This window comes from Brevundimonas sp. PWP3-1b1, from assembly GCF_049896065.1.
Classification (GTDB): domain Bacteria; phylum Pseudomonadota; class Alphaproteobacteria; order Caulobacterales; family Caulobacteraceae; genus Brevundimonas; species Brevundimonas intermedia_B.
In genome coordinates this window covers 1-17297 of sequence record NZ_JAFCTO010000001.1, presented here as the reverse complement: position 1 = coordinate 17297, position 17297 = coordinate 1, and the positions used below count along the sequence as shown (strand labels likewise).

General features: G+C 68.3%; 16 protein-coding genes. 9 read left to right on the top strand and 7 right to left on the bottom strand.

The genetic code is table 11. From position 1 onward, the window contains the following. Positions 1–5 precede the first annotated feature (5 nt). Entirely contained in the window at positions 6–686 is a 681-nt protein-coding gene (locus ACP69V_RS00080; RefSeq protein ID WP_426022145.1) for a YjfI family protein, read from the bottom strand. A gap of 76 nt (positions 687–762) precedes the next feature. Between ACP69V_RS00080 and ACP69V_RS00075 the strand changes: the two genes are divergently transcribed. The 6 genes from ACP69V_RS00075 (at position 763) to ACP69V_RS00050 (ending at position 5947) form a co-directional block, all read left to right on the top strand. After that, positions 763–1806: a potassium channel family protein gene (locus ACP69V_RS00075; protein ID WP_426022144.1), complete on the top strand. Its 1044-nt coding sequence runs from the start codon at positions 763–765 to the stop codon at positions 1804–1806. 7 nt (positions 1807–1813) lie between these two features. After that, the gene (locus ACP69V_RS00070) at positions 1814–2461 is read left to right on the top strand and encodes a DUF2491 family protein (RefSeq protein WP_426022143.1); all 648 of its coding nucleotides are present in this window, start codon (positions 1814–1816) and stop codon (positions 2459–2461) included. 26 nt (positions 2462–2487) lie between these two features. Then, on the top strand, positions 2488–2901 hold the full coding sequence (locus ACP69V_RS00065) for a DUF350 domain-containing protein (protein WP_409713789.1): 414 nt from the start codon (positions 2488–2490) through the stop codon (positions 2899–2901). A gap of 5 nt (positions 2902–2906) precedes the next feature. Next, positions 2907–3527, top strand: coding sequence for a DUF1190 domain-containing protein (locus tag ACP69V_RS00060; protein WP_426024009.1), 621 nt, complete (start codon positions 2907–2909; stop codon positions 3525–3527). A 154-nt stretch (positions 3528–3681) separates the two neighbouring features. Next, a complete protein-coding gene (locus tag ACP69V_RS00055; protein WP_426022142.1) occupies positions 3682–4707 on the top strand; it encodes a flavin reductase family protein in 1026 nt (341 codons plus the stop codon). Positions 4708–4765: 58 nt separating this feature from the next. Beyond that, positions 4766–5947, top strand: coding sequence for an acetyl-CoA C-acyltransferase (locus tag ACP69V_RS00050; RefSeq protein ID WP_426022141.1), 1182 nt, complete (start codon positions 4766–4768; stop codon positions 5945–5947). Between the two features lie 78 nt (positions 5948–6025). Here ACP69V_RS00050 and ACP69V_RS00045 read toward each other — a convergent pair whose 3' ends face one another. Next, entirely contained in the window at positions 6026–6940 is a 915-nt protein-coding gene (locus ACP69V_RS00045) for a LysR substrate-binding domain-containing protein (RefSeq protein ID WP_426022140.1), read from the bottom strand. A gap of 16 nt (positions 6941–6956) precedes the next feature. Between ACP69V_RS00045 and ACP69V_RS00040 the strand changes: the two genes are divergently transcribed. Both ACP69V_RS00040 and ACP69V_RS00035 read left to right on the top strand, forming a co-directional pair. Continuing rightward, on the top strand, positions 6957–7394 hold the full coding sequence (locus ACP69V_RS00040; RefSeq protein WP_426022139.1) for a nuclear transport factor 2 family protein: 438 nt from the start codon (positions 6957–6959) through the stop codon (positions 7392–7394). Continuing rightward, positions 7391–8179 carry an SDR family oxidoreductase gene (locus ACP69V_RS00035; RefSeq protein WP_426022138.1) on the top strand — a complete coding sequence of 263 codons (789 nt, stop codon included), beginning with the start codon at positions 7391–7393 and terminating at the stop codon, positions 8177–8179. Before ACP69V_RS00040 ends, ACP69V_RS00035 begins: the two co-directional genes overlap by 4 nt. A 133-nt stretch (positions 8180–8312) precedes the next feature. On the opposite strand, the gene ACP69V_RS00030 is transcribed toward ACP69V_RS00035, so the two are convergent. The 5 genes from ACP69V_RS00030 to ACP69V_RS00010 all read right to left on the bottom strand — a co-directional run bounded on the left by ACP69V_RS00030 (position 8313) and on the right by ACP69V_RS00010 (position 15414). After that, complete coding sequence (locus ACP69V_RS00030; RefSeq protein ID WP_426022137.1) at positions 8313–10700, bottom strand: PAS domain-containing sensor histidine kinase; 2388 nt, start codon at positions 10698–10700, stop codon at positions 8313–8315. Positions 10701–10790: 90 nt separating this feature from the next. Next, complete coding sequence (locus ACP69V_RS00025; protein ID WP_426022136.1) at positions 10791–11360, bottom strand: hypothetical protein; 570 nt, start codon at positions 11358–11360, stop codon at positions 10791–10793. 77 nt (positions 11361–11437) lie between these two features. Continuing rightward, the gene (locus tag ACP69V_RS00020; RefSeq protein WP_409713765.1) at positions 11438–11845 is read right to left on the bottom strand and encodes a CBS domain-containing protein; all 408 of its coding nucleotides are present in this window, start codon (positions 11843–11845) and stop codon (positions 11438–11440) included. A 60-nt stretch (positions 11846–11905) separates the two neighbouring features. Then, the gene (locus ACP69V_RS00015; RefSeq protein ID WP_426022135.1) at positions 11906–13726 is read right to left on the bottom strand and encodes a vWA domain-containing protein; all 1821 of its coding nucleotides are present in this window, start codon (positions 13724–13726) and stop codon (positions 11906–11908) included. A gap of 113 nt (positions 13727–13839) precedes the next feature. Next, entirely contained in the window at positions 13840–15414 is a 1575-nt protein-coding gene (locus ACP69V_RS00010; protein WP_426022134.1) for a carboxylesterase/lipase family protein, read from the bottom strand. A gap of 95 nt (positions 15415–15509) precedes the next feature. On the opposite strand from ACP69V_RS00010, the gene ACP69V_RS00005 reads away from it, so the two are divergent. Further along, positions 15510–17297 (top strand): monovalent cation:proton antiporter-2 (CPA2) family protein (locus ACP69V_RS00005; protein ID WP_426022133.1); only part of this gene is annotated, 1788 nt, incomplete at its 3' end.

Here is a 17297-nt window from a genome sequence, read left to right as displayed (position 1 = left end):
CCGGATCAGGCGGCGTCGGCGCCGAAGGTTTCACGCAGTTCGGTGGCGTCGATCGCATTCTCGGCCAGGGTGCGCAGTTCGATGAGGATGGTCTGAAGCGTCGTCTTGCAAGAGAGTTCGCCCATCAGCTCATACACGTCTTCGCCCCCGACGTTGGTGATGGCGAAGTTGGACAGGGGCACCACGCGCTGGGCCTTCAGCAGGAACTCGTTGAAGGCGTGGCGGTCGGCCTGTTCGGCGACGGGCCACAGCAGGACCGAACAGACGATCTGGGCGCCGCCGACGCTGAGATAGACCGGCAGGTCGCCGTATTCGTGCATGGTCGCCAGCAGAACGGGCTCGGCGCCCTCGACCACGCGCACGGTCATTTCGCCCTCGCGCAACAGGGCGGAACCGTCCAGCGCCGACTTGATGGCGGGCACGGTCCAGGGGGTCTCGATCACGGCGTCCATGTGGTGGTCGTCTCCAGGGGTGATGGAATGAGAAGTGGGGCGGCGCGCGCGGCCGGCAAGATGGGGGCCGCGGGTGGAATCGGTGACGATGGCGCGGACGGCGGCCTTGACGTCGTCGCGGGCGGATTCGGGCACCCAAAGCTCCAGCTTGACCAGGCCCGCCTCGCGGCGCGCCTGCCGCCACGCACGGATGCGATCATTGGCGGCGGAGGAGGGCGAGGGCGAGGAGTTCATGTTTCATGCAACGCGTAACATGAACGCTTGACTTCGCCTAGGGGTCTGGGTTCATCCTGACCTGAAGAGGGAACGCATGCTGCTGCCGCGAATGAAGCTGGCCGTGATTTTCGACCGGGCGTTCCACGCCATGGCCGATATGCACTGGCGGATGTTGATCGGCCTGATCCTCTTTCACGCGATCTCGTCGTGGCTGTTTCTCGCCATCGCACGAGAGGCTGAGCTGCATGATCCGCTGACCTTCTTCTACTGGTACGCGACGACGGCCTATACCGTAGGTTATGGCGACATCAGTCCGCAAGGCGTCGGCGGGCGGCTGATCACGGCCTTGTGGATCTTTCCAGGGGCCATCGCAGCTTTCACCACCGTCGTGGCCAAGGTTCTGGCCGGGATCGGAGACATCTGGCGCATCCGGCGATCCGGCAAGGGAGACTATTCGAAGATGACCGATACGATTCTGCTGGTCGGCTATCACCCCGTTCGGACGCCCAAGATGGTCGAGGAACTGTGTGCGGAGATGAATCGGTCCCAGACCCTGGTGCTGCTGACGCGGCAGGCGGTGGCGGACGTCGATCCGCGCATTCGCTACGTCCAGACGGAAAGCCTGACCTCGACAGCGGGCCTCGCGCGAGCCGGTGCGGCGAACGCCAGCCGCATATTGATCTACGCCAGCAGCGACGCGGACACCCTGACCGCGACTCTGGCCGTCTCGGCGATGGCGCCGGACGCTGCGCACATCGTGTGTTTCTTCGATGACGCCGACAGCGCGCGTTTGCTGGCGCAGCATTGTCCCCGGGTCGAGATCGTTCTGTCGTCGGCGCCAGAAATGCTGGCCCGCGCCGCGCGCGATCCAGGCTCCAGCCAGGTCATCAGCGCCCTGACCAGCCATCTAGATGACGGCGCGACCCTGTTCAGCCTGAGATGGGCGGGCGCGGGCCGGTCGGTCGGCGACCTGACGCAGCGGCTTTTGCATCACCGCGCCACCCTCTTGGCGCATCAACCCCACGGTGCGGAATCGCCGCGCTTCAATCCGTCGCCCGAAACAGGCGTGGAAGACGGCGACCGCCTGTTCTATGTCTCGGCGGCCCGGTTGAGTCAGCCGAGCCTGGCCGGATCCTGATCGTCCCATGTTCAAGAAGCTTTTCGGATCGTCGGAGAAGGCCGCCCCGGCTAATCGGCTGGCGACGGTGCGCAACATCACCGTGGGCCGCACCGTGTCGCTGGACCCGCTGGCCTGGCGTCGGCTGGGCGACGAGACCCATTTCGTCCTGGATCGCGACGTGCTGGACATCTCGGCGCAGGGGCTGGTCAGTCTGGACAGCGGTCAGTTCGTGCACCGCTTCTATACCGACGACCACGTCATGCTTCAGGCCATGAGCGACGACGAGGCGGGGCTGGAAAGCTACGACTTCAGCCTGTTCATTCCCTGGACCTCGGCCTATCCGTCGGGCGAGCGGGAACGCCGCATCTGGCGCGACCGGCTGTCGGCGCCGGTCTTTAACGGCGCGGCCGAGGAACTGCCCGACTATCCGCGCTTCTGGTTCGCCGAGAGCGATGCGATCCAGCCGCCCGTCACCCTGTGGGAGACGATCTGGGACGACCGGGCCGCGACTACCCCCTATGCCAAGATCTTCCAGACCTGCATGCTGTATGCTCGCGATCTGGGCGGCGGGCGCGAACTGATGATCGCCCTGGAGCAGCAGCCCGAGGGCGGCGAGACGACGCACGAAATCATGATCGGCATTCCACTGGAAATGGCCGAGTTCCGCGCGTGAGCGCGCAATCTTAAGGGGCAAGACAGATGTTCGACTGGTTCATTTTTCAGCAGGGGGCGATCGCCTTCCTGATCGCCTTCGCCATGGCGGGCGCCTTCACCCTGGCCTTCAAACTGGTCTACCAGTGGGTCACGCCGTATCACGAACATACGCTGATCCGGCAAGGCAACACCGCCGCCGCCATCGCTCTCGGCGGCGCCCTGATCGGTTACGTCCTGCCCCTCGCCTCGGCCCTGTCGCACACCGTCAGCCTGATGGAGTTCGCCGCCTGGGCCCTGCTGGCCGGAATCATCCAGATCGTGGTCTTCGTCGCCATCAGCCGCATGGCCTTCCGCAATCTGGTCGTCCGCATCGAGGCGGGCGAGATCGCCGCGGCCGTCTATCTGGCCTCCATCTCCATCTGCGTCGGCCTGCTCAACGCCGCCTGCATGACGTCGTGACCGCCATGACCGATCCCAAGGACCTGCCCAAAACAGAGACCATGCGCCGGCTGAAGCGCTCGCGCGTCCTGCACGTCAGCAGCCTGATGGCGACCGCCAGCTTCTCCCTGGCCGCCTGCGGTTCGCCCCAGCGCGTCCCGCCGCCCGAGCCCGAGCCGACCCTGGCCTATCAGTCGCTGGACGAGTGCCGCGCCGCCAACGACATCCCGGACGATCAGTGCGACGCCGCCCTGGCCAAGGCCCAGGAAGAGGCGGCCAAGACCGCCCCCCGCTACGCCACGCGCGAGGAGTGCGAAGGCCAGTGGGGGCCGTCCCAGTGCCAGCCCAACAACCAGGGCGGCAACGGCTCCTTCTTCACCCCGCTGCTGACCGGATTCATCATCGGGCAAATGCTGAACGGCGGCGGCTATCGCGGCGGCGGGCCGCTGTATCGCGACCGGGAGGGCCGGCTGTCGAACGGCTACGGCGGCGGCTACACTTACCGCGACTACCGCACCGGCAAGACCCTGACCAACGGGCGCGAGCACGGCGACGTCGCGCGTCAGGCGCCCAGCCGCGTGCAAAGCCGCACCACCGTCGTGTCGCGCGGCGGCTTCGGCGGCGGCGGCCGGAGCTACGGCGGCTGAGACGTCTCTGGCGTCCGCCGCCGGACTTCCCTTATTAGGGATCGCCTTTCGCTTCACGACTGACCGGACCGCCCCGCCCCATGACCGCATCGCCGCCCCGGATCCTAGAGCCTGATCGGCTGAGGAGGGATCGCTTCGCGATCCCGCTGATGCCGTGAATCAGGCTCCAGATGATGCTGGAGCGAAATCTGAGCCGCGCCGGACTGCGTCCAACACGACCGATTTCGCTCTAGGCCTGGACGTCGAAAGCTGGGGCGACCCGGAAGATCCCATCGTCCTGCTGGTCGGCGCGCCCGAGCGTCTGTCGGGCGACTGGCGGCGGTCTGTGCGGGCGCTGGTCGAGGCCGGGCGTCATGTCGTCCTGGCGGCCGAGTTCGATAAGACCGAGGACGGCCCGGCGGCGCTGAGGCGACTGCTGACCGAAATCCCGTCGCGCCCGGCCATCGTCTGTGCGGACGAGACCCTGCCGGTCGTGGCCCCCGCCCTGGCGGTCACCGGCCCGGCGCTGGCAAGTTGCCTGGTGATCGTCACCGGCGAAGGGCAGGGGGCCGTGTCGCCCGAGGTCGAGGCCCTGCTGGCCGGCGTGCCGACGCAGGTGGTTTCGCGCGCCGATACGCTCGATGATGCGGAGGCCGAGAACGCCGCCCTGCTGGGCTTCCTGGAACGCCAGGCCCCGCGCGAGGCCCTGCATTATCAGGCCGGGTCCGACCCCCGCACCCTGCGCGACGCCCTGGGCTGTTTCGCGACCGGGGTGACGGTGGTGACGACGCTGGACGAGGCCGGACAGCCCGTCGGCCTGACCGCCAACTCCTTTTCGTCGGTGTCGCTGGACCCGCCGCTGATCCTGTTCTGCCTGGCCCGTTCGTCCACCAATGTCGAACGCTTCCGTCAGGCCGAGCATTTCGCCATCAACGTCCTGCACATCGGCCAGCAGCCGACCTCCGGCGTCTTCGCCCGGTCCCAGGCCGATCGGTTCCAGGACGTGGCGTGGGAGACTTGGGACACCGGCGCGCCCATCCTGTCGGGCGCCCTGGCCAGTTTCGAATGCGGCACCGAGCAGATCGTCGAGGCCGGCGATCACCTGGTCATCATCGGCCGGGTCACGCGCGCGCGGTTCGAGCCGCGACGCGATCCCCTGCTCTATTTCCGGGGCAAGTATCGGCGGCTGCACTTCTCCTGACGCTTTGAATTGATCGGTCGGATCGCTATCTGTCGCCGCAAGCAAGAGGAACCGCCCCATGTCCGATCCCGTCGTCATCGTCTCCTACGCCAGAACCCCGATGGGCGGTTTCCAGGGCGCGCTGTCGGACGCCAAGTCCACCGACCTGGGCGCCGTCGCGGTCAAGGCGGCGCTGGAGCGCGCCGGGCTGGACCCGAACAAGGTCGAGCAGATCATCATGGGCTGCGTCCTGCCCGCGGGCCTCGGCCAGGCGCCGGCGCGTCAGGCGGGGATGGGCGCGGGCCTGCCCGTCACGACCGAGGCGACCACGATCAACAAGATGTGCGGCTCGGGCATGCAGGCGGCCATGATGGCGCACGACGCCCTGGCCGCCGGGTCCGCCGACGTGATCGTGGCGGGCGGCATGGAGTCCATGACCAACGCCCCGTATCTGATGCAAAAGCACCGGGGCGGCGCGCGCATCGGCCACGACGTCATTTCCGATAGCATGTATCTGGACGGGCTTGAGGACGCCTACACCCCCGGCAAGCTGATGGGTCAGTTCGCCGAGGACACGGCCAAGGTCTATCAGTTCACCCGCGAGCAGCAGGACGCCTACGCCATCGAAAGCGCCGGCCGGGCCAAGCGCGCCCAGGACTCAGGCGCCTTCGACGCCGAGATCGCTTCGGTCGAGGTCAAGACGCGCAAGGGCCCCGTCATCGTCGATCGCGACGAACAGCCGACCAAGTCCGACCCCTCCAAGATCCCCAATCTGAAACCCGCCTTCGGCAAGGACGGCACCATCACCGCCGCCTCGGCCGCCTCGATCTCGGACGGCGCCGCCGCCCTGGTCATGATGCGCCAGTCGACGGCCCAGGCCCTGGGCCTGACGCCCATCGCCCGCGTCGTCAGCCAGGCCGCCCACGCTCAGGAGCCCAGCCTGTTCACCACCGCCCCGGTGTTTGCGTTGCAGAAGGCATTGAAGAAGGCGGGCTGGAGCGCCGACGACGTCGATCTGTGGGAGGTCAACGAGGCCTTCGCCATCGTGCCGATGATCGCCATGCAGGAACTCGGCATCCCCCACGACAAGATCAACGTCAACGGCGGCGCCTGCGCCCTGGGCCACCCGCTCGGCGCCTCCGGCGCCCGCGTCCTGACCACCCTGCTGTCCGCCCTGAAAGCCCACGGCAAGACCAAGGGCATGGCCGCCCTGTGCATCGGCGGCGGCGAAGCCACGGCGATGGGCGTGGAGTTGGTTTAGGGGTCAGCGTACGGGCCACGCGAACTGCTGTGACCAGTAAGTTCAGGCGCGTTCTCAGCTTTGAATAAACATCGCCAATCATCGACTTGGCTGCATCGTCAGGTGGCTACGCCGACGGGCAAAGTCCACAAACGCCTTGAACGCGGCGGTCGGATTGCGCCGGCTGGGATAGTACAGGCTCAAGGGCGCCAGAACAGGCGTCCAGTCCTCCAGCAACCGCACGAGACGGCCTGCGTCGATGTCGTCGCGCACATCCGACTCCATGGCCAGGGTCAGCCCGACGGACGCCAGCGCGGCGGTGCGGGCAAGGCTCGCTTCATCGAGAGTGAAAGGGCCCTCCACATCGACCTGGGTTGACTGTCCATCCTTCTCGAACGGCCAGCGATAGATGGCGCCATTCGGCAGTCGAACACGCAGACAGGCATGTCGGACGAGGTCCTGGGGGCCGGTGGGCGTCCCTCGCGCAGCCAGATAGTCTGGCGAGCCCACGACGACATTGCGCCGGGGGAGCCCCAGCGGAAGAGCGATCATGTCGGCCGGCACAAGGTCGGCGCTACGAACGCCGAAGTCGAAGCCGCCCGCAACGATGTCCACGAGGCGCCCTTCCGTCACGACATCGACGTGAACCTGGGGGTGCTCGCGCTGGAACGGCAAAACCAGGGTCGAGAAAATCTCACGCGCTGCGGTCGGAAAGGCGTTGAGGCGCAGCGTGCCGGACGGCGTGGCCTGTCTGGAACGCACCCCGTCCATGGCGTCGTGGATATCCCGCAAGGCGGGCGCCACCTGCGCGACGAACTGCTCGCCCGCCTCCGTCAGGGAAACACTCCGCGTCGTCCGGTTGAAGAGCCTGACACCCAGCGTCCGCTCCAGCTTTCCCACCGCGTTGCTGAGAGCCGTCGTCGATATGCCCAGTTCAAGCGCAGCGGCCCGGTACTTTCCGTGCCGTGCCACCATGAGAACGGCGTCCAGCTCTGACAGGGTGCTCTTCGTCATTGTCCTGATTTCCGCGATGACTCGTGCCGATTTGTCCCGATTATCGTGCGGCCTGTCCATCGCTAGTTTAGCGCCATCAGGAATGCAGCCGCTCCGGCTGATCCCAACGCAGCAGGACAGAGCCATGTCTCTCGAACTTCCCTCACCCATCGCCGACTATGTCGCCGCCAACGCGCGGCTCGATCTGGAAGGGATGATCACGCCCTTCGCCGCCGATGCGGTCCTGCTGGACAACGGCAAACGCTTTGTGGGCCATCGCGAAATCCGCAATCTTTTCAAAGAGCTGGTGGTCGACCTCAAGGCGATCTTCACTCCCGACGCGGTCCGACACGAGAAGGTTCAGGTCGTGGTCGAAGGGCCAGCGCACGGCGACTTCCCTGGCAGCCCGGTCCGCTTCACCTATCGCTTCGACCTCGACGGCGACGCCATCAAGGCCGTGGAGATCACGGCATGAACGCCCCGGTTGATCCGAAAGAGTTCGCGGGCAAACGCGTCCTCGTCAGTGGCGGGACCAAGGGTCTGGGCCGCGCCACCGTCGATCGCTTCCTGGCTGGCGGCGCCAAGGTCATCACCTCGGCCCGCGGAGCCCTAGACACCATCGCCGGTGTCGAGTTCGTCCAGGCGGACCTCACGACGGCTGAGGGCGGCGAGGCCTTCGCCAGAGCGGCGCTGGATCGTCTGGGCGGCGTCGATATTCTGGCCCATGTGCTCGGCGGTTCGGCCACGCCGGGCGGCGGCTTCGTGGCCCTGACGGACGAACACTGGTTGTCCGAGCTGAACCTGAACCTTCTGGCGACCGTGCGCCTCGATCGCCTGCTGATCCCGCAGATGATCGAGCGGGGCTCCGGCGCGGTGGTCCACGTGACCTCCATCCAGTCGGTTCTGCCTCTCCCGGACGCGACCACCGCCTATGCGTCGGCCAAGGCGGCGCTCAGGACCTATAGCAAGTCCATCTCAAAGGAACTCGGTCCCAAGGGCGTGCGGGTCAACACCGTGTCCCCCGGCTGGATCATGACCGAGGGGACCGACGTGTTCCTCAAGCGCATCCAGGACGCCAACGGCGGCACGCTTGAAGACGCGCGCCAGCTGGTGCTGAACGGCCTGGGCGGCATTTCGATCGGCCGGGGAGCCGAACCTTTTGAAGTCGCAGAGGCCATCGCCTTCCTGGCCTCGGACCGCGCGTCGTCGATCCACGGATCGGAACTCGTCGTCGATGGCGGCACCGTCCCGACCGTTTGACGACAAATGCCCCGACGTCCGCTTTCAAGAGCGGGCGTCGGGACGTGGCGTACTTTGCGGAAGCAGTCAAAAATGCCGGTTTCCGAAGTGAAAGACAACGATTGCCTGCGTGGCCTGTCGAGGCCAACAATTGCTAAGCCGCGAACGCCGCCCGGATCGGTTGCACCGTCTGGTCCGGCCGCTTCACCGGCAGGTCGAAGCTGACCACCGTGCCGACGCCGGGCTCGCTTTCCATAGTCAGTTGGCCGCCGTGCATCTCGATCAGGGCCTTGGTCAGGGCCAGGCCCAGGCCGGTGCCTTGCGTGGTCTTGGAGTGCTGGCCCTCGACCTGTTCGAACGGGCGGGCCAGGCGCACCAGGTCGTCGGGGGCGATGCCGATACCGGTGTCGGCGCAGGCGACGCGGATGCGGTCTTCGCCCGCCGGGCCTGCGAACCGATCCAGCGACACGACGATGGACCCGCCGTCGGGCGTGAACTTAACGGCGTTCGAGATCAGGTTCAGCAGCACCTGTTTGACCCCCCGGTGGTCGGCCTCGATGTCGGGCAGGTCGCCGCCGCCCTCGACCGAGATCTTCAGCCCCGCCTCCTGCACCTTGCCGCGCATCAGGCGCACCGCGTCCTCGCACACCTCGCGCAGCGACACCGGCTCATAGTGCAGGGTCATCTTGCCGGCCTCGATCTTGGCCATGTCCAGCACGTCGTTGATCAGGCTGAGCAGGTGCTGGCCCGACTTCAGGATGTCGCCGGCATAGCCCTTGTACTTCTCGTTCAGCGGCCCGAACAGTTCGCTGGCCATGATCTCCGAGAAGCCGTTGATGGCGTTCAGGGGCGTGCGCAGCTCGTGGCTCATGTTCGCCAGGAACTCGGACTTGGCCTGGTTGGCGGCCTCGGCGCGGGTCATGGCGACCTCGTATTTGCGGGCCAGCAGCGCCAGCGTCTCACGGCTGGCCTCCAGCTGATCGACGGTGACGCGCAGGTCGTCGGCGGCGCGGCGACGCTCGGCCTCCTGGCGTTTGATGGCGGTGATGTCGGCGGCGGTGATGACCGAGCCGCCCTCGGAGGTGAACCTCTCGGACAACTGCAGCCAGCGCCCGTCGTGCAGTTCGACCTCGCGCAGGCCCGCGCGGCCCCCTGCGGGTTTATGCTCGGCCTTGATGGCCAGGGCGGCGATGCGGTTCAGCTCGTCCTTCAAGGCCCCGCGCCGCACGATGCCGTGCTCGAAGCCGAAGGCGTCCTCGAACGCCTGGTTCCACAGGATCAGCCGCCCCTGGCGGTCGAACAGGACGAAGGCGTCGGAGATGCTCTCCACCCCGTCGCGCAGCCGGCTCTCTGCGGCCTGGGCGGCGGCCTTGGCGCGGCGGGCTTCGGTGATGTCCAGCGCCACGCCCAGAATGGCGGTGAAGCCGTTTTCGCCGCGTGTCCCGCGCGCCTGACCCCGCGCGTCGATCCAGCGTGTGCGGCCGTCGGGGCCGGCTACCGGGAAGGTGATCTCGAAGGCGCCATAGGCGGCGGCCTGGCGCAGGGCGTGCAGCACCTCCTCGCGGAACCGCGGATGGACGCGGGCGATCACGTCGTCGGCCGAGGTCACCCCGCCGCGATCGAACCCCAGCAGGGCGGCCATATAGTCGGACAGGGAGACCTCGTCCTTCTTCAGGTCCCACTCCCACACGCCGCACCGCGCGGCCTCGACCGCAATGCGGAACCGCTTCTCGGTGGCGATGCGCTCGCGGTGCTGACGGGTCTGGCGAAAGCCGTAGAAGACGAACAGGGCGACGACCACCAGGCCCAGCAGCAGCGGCACGGCCACCAGCCAGGCGTCGTCGAAGAAGGAGGTCGCGTCGCCCTGGGACAGGGTGACGACATAGGGGCCGTCTGCGGTCGTGCGGGCGGCGGTCGCCATCCGGGTCTCGCCCCCGACCGTCACGGCGCGCGGCGCCCCAGAACCGGCCAGGGCAGCGGCGTCGGCGCCGATCAAGGCCCGGATCGGCTGACCGACTTCGGCGGCCCGCCGAGAGGCCAGCACCACCCCGGCCGCCGAGACGATCCGCGCGTCGCTGGATGCGGGCAAGACCGGGTCGATCCGCGCCTCCAGCCGGCTGCCGTCGACGCTGGCCGACGACGCGACGACGGCGCCCTCTCCTTCAGTCGCCTGAACCGTTTCGCCGGGACCGATCAGCGAAAATCCGACCTGAGGCGCAACCCGCCGCGCGGCCTCGACCGCTTCGATGGGCGGTCGGCCGGCGCGAATGACCGTCTGGCCGGCGGCGAGGCCGGCGTCGGCGGACTGGATCAGGACGGCGGTCTGGCTGGCCACCAACTGCGTGTTCAGCGTCAGGTTCTCGGCTTCCAGCCGGCTGACATCGCGCGTCGGTCTGGTGATTTCGCGTGACGCCAGAAGCACATAGCCGGTGGCGATCAGGGCCAGGACCAGCACGGAAATGCGCAGCCAGGCCGGCGCGCCGGGGGCGCGGTCGGAGGCGCGACGCCCCGACCGATTTTCCCGCCGCTCCTCGTCGCGCAAGCCCCGTCCCTCCGGCAAATCTGCTGTGAGGGGAATCTAGGCTGCGTCGCGGATTCCTGTCGAGGCTTGGCGCGCGCTTTTAACGGTATTTTAAGCCGCTGCGACCGGCGCTGACAGGCGGTCCGGCGCCGGTTCCAGAACCCGCGTCACGGCCTGCAACGTATCGCGCGCCTGACGGGCCAGGGTCAGGACGGCGGGCGGGGCGTCGTCGGGCGCCTCTGACACCATGTCCACCAGACCCTGGGCGATCTGCATCAGTTGCGGCGCGGCGGCGATCAGCCGGGCCTGAAGTTCGATCTGCTGCGGGTCGCGGTCGTATTCCGCGCCCGGCACGCGCCAGCCGCCCCAGTCCGCCCGGTCGGTCACCACCACCGGATAGGTGCCGGGATGGGGGTGGTGCAGGCAGTCCTCTGGCAACTGCCATTTGTTGCGCGCCCGCAGCAGCCGCCAGTCGCCCACGCCCTCTTTCGCCGACGGATCGTCCATCGCCAGCATCAGCTCGCTGGCCGTGAACTCGCGCCCCAGACCGACATCATAGGTGACGCGCACGGGTTCGTCGAAGCCCTTGGCCCACACGGGCTGGACCTGTTCGATGAAGGCCCAGGCGCCGACGCATTCGACCCAGACCTTCTGGCCCTTCTGGAATTGCGCGCGCGCCATAGACCTCTCCGAGAATTCAACGGACAGGATGAACGACGATCCTTGACGCCCGGTGTCGGGGCGCGGTTACGCAGGTCTTAACGCGAGATGCTTTCCAGCGCCTCGCCGGCGTATTTCTCCTTCACCCGCGTGGACAGGTCGCCCAGCGAGACCACGCCGACGACGCGGCCGTGCTTGTCCACCACAGGCGCGCGGCGGATCTGCTTGGCGCCCATAAGGTCCAGCACGACCTTCAGGTCGTCGGTGTCCAGCACCGTCTGCGGATCGCGGGTAATGAACTCCACCACCGCCGCGCTGGAGGCCGCGCCGGTCGCCAGCGCCCGCACCACGATGTCGCGGTCGGTGATCGTGCCGATCAACTGGTCGCCGTCCGCGACGGGCACGAAGCCGAAGCCGCCCTTGGCCATGCGGCTGGCGACATCCTGGATGGTGTCGGCGGGGCGGGCCAGGTGCACGTCCTTGGTCATCACGTCGCGGATCTTCATGGCGGGTTTCCTTGGTTGAAGCGTTGCGCTGGAAACCCGCCGCGAGCGTAGCGGTTCCGATCAGGGCGTCCGTTGCGCAGGCAGGCTCTCGGCCGCCCGCACCATCTGCACGAACTCGGCCCGGTCGCCATACGGATCCTCGCCCCTGGCCCCTTGCGCCTGATCGACGATCCGGTCCCAGCCATAGTCGGCCGCCATCCACGGATCGCCCCGCAGCTTCTGCCCGAAGCCCGCGACGGCGATGGCCCAGCGCGTCGCCTCCGGCGGCTGGGCGCCGGCCGGGCCTGACGCGCGATTGGTCAGCGGCTGCTGGATCAACTCCGAACGATCTTGGCCCGGCTGTTTATAGCGCACCTGGACGAAGCCGATCTCGCCGTTCGGATCGCCGCCGCCCACGCCGATGCGGTTGTCCGGATAGCGACGCTCAGGAACCTGGGTCGGGCCGCCGACGGGGGTGATCTCGTACAGGGCCGTGACGCTGGCTCCCGATCCGACCTCGCCCGCATCGACCTGGTCGTTGTTGAAATCCTCCTCGTTCAGCAGCCGGGTCTCGTATCCGATCAGCCGCCATTCGGCGACGCGGGCGGGATTGAACTCGACCTGGATCTTGACGTCGTCGGCGATGGGAAAGGCGCCCTTGTCGAACGCCGGGCCGAACAGCCGGCGCGCATCGCGCAGATCCCCGACATAGGCCGCCACCCCATTGCCGGCCTGGGCGATGGTCTGCATCCGCGCGTCCTGATAGTTGCCGCGCCCAAAGCCATAGACCGACAGATAGATGCCGGTCCCGCGCTTGTCGGCGACATAGTCCTCCAGCCGCTTGTCGTCGGTGACGCCGACGTTGAAGTCCCCGTCGGTGAACATCAGGATGCGGTTGACCTTGTCGCGCGCGAAACTGGCCTGGGCCTGGTCATAGGCGTTGGTCATGCCGGTCGCCCCCGCCGTGCCGCCCGAGGCGCGCAGACTGGCGACCGCACATCGCATCTTCAGTTTTTCGTCGCCACGCGTCGGCTGCAAGGTCGTGCCGGCGCCTTCCGCGTAATAGGTCACGGCCAGGGTGTCCTGCGGCCTCAGCCGATCGATGGCCAGGTTCATCGCCTTCTTGGCCAGGTCCAGCTTGTCGGCCGACGCCATCGATCCCGAGACATCGACCAGGAAGGTCAGGTTCAGCGGCCGCTGCTCCCCGGCCGGCAGCTCATAACCCTGCAGGCCGATATGCACGATCTCACGGCCCGGCGCCCAGGGCGAGGCAGCGACCGCCGTGGTGATGGCGAACGGCCGGCTCTGCGCGGTCGGCCGGGCGTAGTCGTAGTCGAAGGCGTTGATCAGCTCCTCCACCCGCACGGCGTCCCTGGGGGGGCTGCGCCCCTCGTCGATGAAGCGCCGCACGTTCGAATAGGCGGCGGTGTCCACGTCGATGGAGAAGGTCGAGACCGGCTGATCGCTGGTCCGCTTCACCGGATTGGGCGTCGCGTCGGGATAGCGTTCGGTATCGGCCGGCGCAGGCGCGATCCCGCCCGGCATGATCCGTGAGCCGGTGACGACGACTGCGCCCACCGCCGCGTTTGCGGGCATCGAGGAAGGCGGAGGAGGGGGAGGCGGCGGCGGACCCGGCAGATTCACGGGCGGTCCCGTATATTCGACGCGATCCTCCTTGCGGGTGGGCGCGACCATCACCGGCGGCCCCGCCGGCGCCACCCTGCGCACAAGAGGTGGCATGGGCGCCGACGGCCGCAGGTCGAAGCCCAGCGGACCGCAGGCCGCCGGCGTCGCCTCGCCGTCCATCGGCTTGGCCAGGGCGACTGACGGCAGAGTCACCGGCGGCGCGACGAACGAAAGACCGATCAGGGCCGCCAGAGCGGCCCGTGAGATATGAGACATGGCGTCCTCCCGCTTCAACCCCAGGGGGCATTCGCCGTCCCGTGTTCGTCGAAACTATGGCGAAGCAGACGCTCGCACGCGCCACGGCGCGCGCCGCAGCGCCGACGACAGCCTCAGTCTTCGCCGCGATCCATGATCCACGGCATCGACCGCCAGAAGGCGCAGCGATGGTCGTCGCTCAGCCCCGACGTCGGCACGACGACGTCGCCCTGCGGTCGAAACACGATGGCGGCGTTCGTCTCTCCGACGCCCGGCCAGGGCGCCAGGCCCTCGGCGTTCGGCGACAGGGTGCGCACGAAGGCGCTCCAGCGTCGGCGCATCCGCTGCGCCAGTTCGGCCTGGGCGGGGTCGAAACGGGACGAATGGCTCTGGAACACGCCGTCCGGCCACAGATAGGCCAGTTCCGCAGCATGGGCGGCGCCGAACCGCCAGCCGTCCGGACCATCCCACATCGGCGGGTTCAGGTCGGCGAACTCATAGAACCAGACCGGCCCGTGTCGGGCGGCGTTGCTGGCCAGGACCAGGCTGGCGCAGCCGCCGTAACCGCGCATGCCGCTGTCGGTCAGGATGCGCGTGATCGCCTCGGCCGCCGCATGGTCGCCGTGCGCCGGGTCCAGCGGATACAGGGCCTCGATCCGTCGCGCATTCTCCTCGTCCACCAGCCGGCGCAGCCAGGCGCGGTAGTCGGCGGCGTCGAAGCCGACGAAGGCGGGGCCGGCGATGCGTCCCTCCTCGGCGTTGGCCCCGATCATCAGCGGAATGGATGCGCGGCCCTCTTCGGCGATCCGGTCGAAGGCGGTGCGGCCTGGCTCGGTCCGTCCGCCGTAATGCGGCGCCGCAAAACCTCCCGCAGCCAGAATCTCGACCGCCGAACGGCCGCGCAGACAGGCCAGCGGATCGGCGGCCTCCTCACATCCCAGTCTGCGCGCCGTCTCCAGCCCGCGCGCGATGGACACGGTCAGGTCGTCGACGTCGTGCAGACAATCGTCGCTGGAGATTATGGCGCCGCGAAACAGCGTGCCCGCGTCCTCGCCTGCGACCAGGTTGCAGATCACCGTGCCGCCGGCGGACTCGCCCGCCAGGGTCACCTTTTCCGGGTCGCCCCCGAAGGCCCGAATGTTGTCGCGCACCCAGATCAGCGCGGCGCGCGTGTCCAGAACCCCATAGTTGCCCGCCTGGCCTTCCACCGCCGCCACCGCCGGATGGGTCAGAAAGCCCAGCGCGCCCAGGCGGTAGTTGATGGTCACGACGACGATGTCGCCTTCGCGCGCCAGCACGGCGCCGCCGTTGTCCGCCGCCGATCCGCTGGTGGCGCCCCCGCCGTGGACATAGACCATCACGGCGCGCGGCGCGGCGGCCGGTGCAGAGGGACGGATGACGTTCAGCACCAGACAGTCCTCCGACCAGGTGTCGGGGCCGCCGCCTTGCGGACAGCGCGGCCCCGCCCGGCCGGCGTCGCGCACGTCGTTCCAGGCCGGCGCGGGCGCGGGCGGGGCGAAACGCAGGTCGCGGACCGGGGCGGCGGCGTAGGGCAGCCCCAGGAATTGGTCCGTCCCGTCGATGGTCACGCCCCGCACACCGCCCTGGGCCACGGCGGCCTCGGGTGTGTCGGCTTGCGCCCATCCGACGCCGGGCGCGGCCAGGCCGAGGGTCAGGGTGAGCAGGGCGAGCATCAGCGAACGCGACATGGCCGCGTCTTCGCCCGAACCGCCGTTCGCCACAAGGCCGATGGCAATTGGCTGCGCGCATCCCCACAATGGAGCTTGAGCATACGAGGGGCGTGATGGCCGAGGCGACGACGGGACTGGATCTGGGCGCGGCTGCCGCCTTGCTGGCGGCGGGCGTGTTCGCCGTGCCGGTGTTCAAGCGGATCGGCCTGGGGTCGGTGCTGGGCTATCTGGCGGCGGGCCTGGCCATCGGCCCGTTCGGCCTGAAACTGTTCCAGGAGCCCGAGACCATCCTGCACGTCGCCGAGTTCGGCGTGGTCATCTTCCTGTTCATCATCGGGTTGGAGATGCGGCCCAAACGGCTGTGGGGCCTACGCAAGGAAATCTTCGGCCTGGGCGCGGCCCAGGTTCTGTTCTGCGGTTTGATCCTGACCCTGACGGCCATGCTGGCCGGCTTCTCCGCCCCGGTCGCCTTCGTCGGGGCCATGGGCTTCGTCCTGTCGTCCACCGCCGTCATCATGCAGATGCTGGAAGAGCGTGGCGAGATCGCGGGCGGGCCGGGCCAGCGCGCGGTGTCCATCCTGCTGCTGGAAGACCTGGCGATCGTACCGTTGCTGGCCATCGTCGCCGTCCTCGCCACCGTGCTGGGCGTGGCGAACGAGCAGGCCCCGCCCCTGTGGCAGACCATCGGCCTCGCGGTCGCGGCGGTCGGCGGCGTGCTGCTGGCCGGAAAATATCTGGTCGATCCGATCTTCCGCCTGCTGGCCCGTTACGGCGGGCGCGAGGTGATGACGGCGGCGGCCCTGCTGGTCGTGGTCGGCGCGGCCTGGGCCATGTCGCTGGGCGGCCTGTCGATGGCGATGGGCGCCTTCCTGGCCGGCGTCCTGCTGTCGGAATCGACCTTCCGCCACCAGCTGGAATCGGACGTGGAGCCGTTCCGCGCCATCCTGCTGGGCCTGTTCTTCCTCAGCGTCGGCATGTCGCTGGACCTGTCGGTGGTCGTCGCCGACTGGCGTCTGGTCGTCGGCGGCGTAGTCGTCTTCATGGTGGTCAAGGCGCTAGGCATCTATGGGATCGCGCGCCTGTTCAAGGCCTCCCACCACGAGGCGGTCGAGCGCGCGGCCCTGTTCGCCCAGGGCGGCGAGTTCGCCTTCGTCCTGTATGGGGCGGCGGTGACTGCAGGTCTGTTCGACGCCCAGGTCGGCGCCATGCTGTCGGCCATCGTCATCCTGTCCATGGCCCTGACACCCCTGACCAGCCTGCTGACCCAGCGCTTTCTGCCCAAGCCGACCGTGTCGGCCGAGGATGCGGACGGCGTCGATTTCGCCAAGGACCTGCGCGGCCAGGTGCTGATCATCGGCTTCGGCCGTTTCGCCCAGGTCGTGTCCCAACCCCTGCTGGCGCGCGACGTGGACGTGTCGATCATCGAGAACGACGTGGAGATGATCCAGGCCGCCTCCCAGTTCGGGTTCAAGGTCTACTACGGCGACGGCGCCCAACTCGCCACCCTCAGGGCCTCTGGCGCCGAGCAGGCCGAGATCGTCCTGGTCTGCGTGGACAAGCCCGAGGCCGCCGACCGCATCGTCGAATTGGTCAAGTCCGAGTTCCCGACCACCAAGATCATGGTCCGCGCCTTCGACCGGGGCCATTCGATGCGCCTGATCCAGGCCGGGGTCGATTACCAGATCCGCGAGACCTTCGAATCGGCGCTGAAGTTCGGCGAGCGCGCTCTGATCGAACTGGGTATGGACGAAGGCCAGGCGGCCGAGGCCATCGGCGACGTGGGGCGGCGCGACCACGCCCGCCAGGCCCGGCAACAGACGGGCGGCCGCAAGGCCGGCCCCCCCCGGATGCGGGGTAACAAGCCCACCCCGCCGCCCGCCCCCCACAACAACCCCCCCCCC

Bases quoted from the DNA above. Each gene is read 5' to 3' on its own strand.
- ACP69V_RS00065 (WP_409713789.1), top strand. From the start codon at position 2,488: ATGTTCGACTGGTTCATTTTTCAGCAGGGGGCGATCGCCTTCCTGATC.
- ACP69V_RS00025 (WP_426022136.1), bottom strand. From the start codon at position 11,360: ATGGCGCGCGCGCAATTCCAGAAGGGCCAGAAGGTCTGGGTCGAATGC.
- ACP69V_RS00045 (WP_426022140.1), bottom strand. From the start codon at position 6,940: ATGACGAAGAGCACCCTGTCAGAGCTGGACGCCGTTCTCATGGTGGCA.
- ACP69V_RS00015 (WP_426022135.1), bottom strand. From the start codon at position 13,726: ATGTCTCATATCTCACGGGCCGCTCTGGCGGCCCTGATCGGTCTTTCG.
- ACP69V_RS00010 (WP_426022134.1), bottom strand. From the start codon at position 15,414: ATGTCGCGTTCGCTGATGCTCGCCCTGCTCACCCTGACCCTCGGCCTG.
- ACP69V_RS00060 (WP_426024009.1), top strand. From the start codon at position 2,907: ATGACCGATCCCAAGGACCTGCCCAAAACAGAGACCATGCGCCGGCTG.
- ACP69V_RS00020 (WP_409713765.1), bottom strand. From the start codon at position 11,845: ATGAAGATCCGCGACGTGATGACCAAGGACGTGCACCTGGCCCGCCCC.
- ACP69V_RS00080 (WP_426022145.1), bottom strand. From the start codon at position 686: ATGAACTCCTCGCCCTCGCCCTCCTCCGCCGCCAATGATCGCATCCGT.
- ACP69V_RS00070 (WP_426022143.1), top strand. From the start codon at position 1,814: ATGTTCAAGAAGCTTTTCGGATCGTCGGAGAAGGCCGCCCCGGCTAAT.
- ACP69V_RS00035 (WP_426022138.1), top strand. From the start codon at position 7,391: ATGAACGCCCCGGTTGATCCGAAAGAGTTCGCGGGCAAACGCGTCCTC.
- ACP69V_RS00050 (WP_426022141.1), top strand. From the start codon at position 4,766: ATGTCCGATCCCGTCGTCATCGTCTCCTACGCCAGAACCCCGATGGGC.
- ACP69V_RS00075 (WP_426022144.1), top strand. From the start codon at position 763: ATGCTGCTGCCGCGAATGAAGCTGGCCGTGATTTTCGACCGGGCGTTC.
- ACP69V_RS00040 (WP_426022139.1), top strand. From the start codon at position 6,957: ATGACTCGTGCCGATTTGTCCCGATTATCGTGCGGCCTGTCCATCGCT.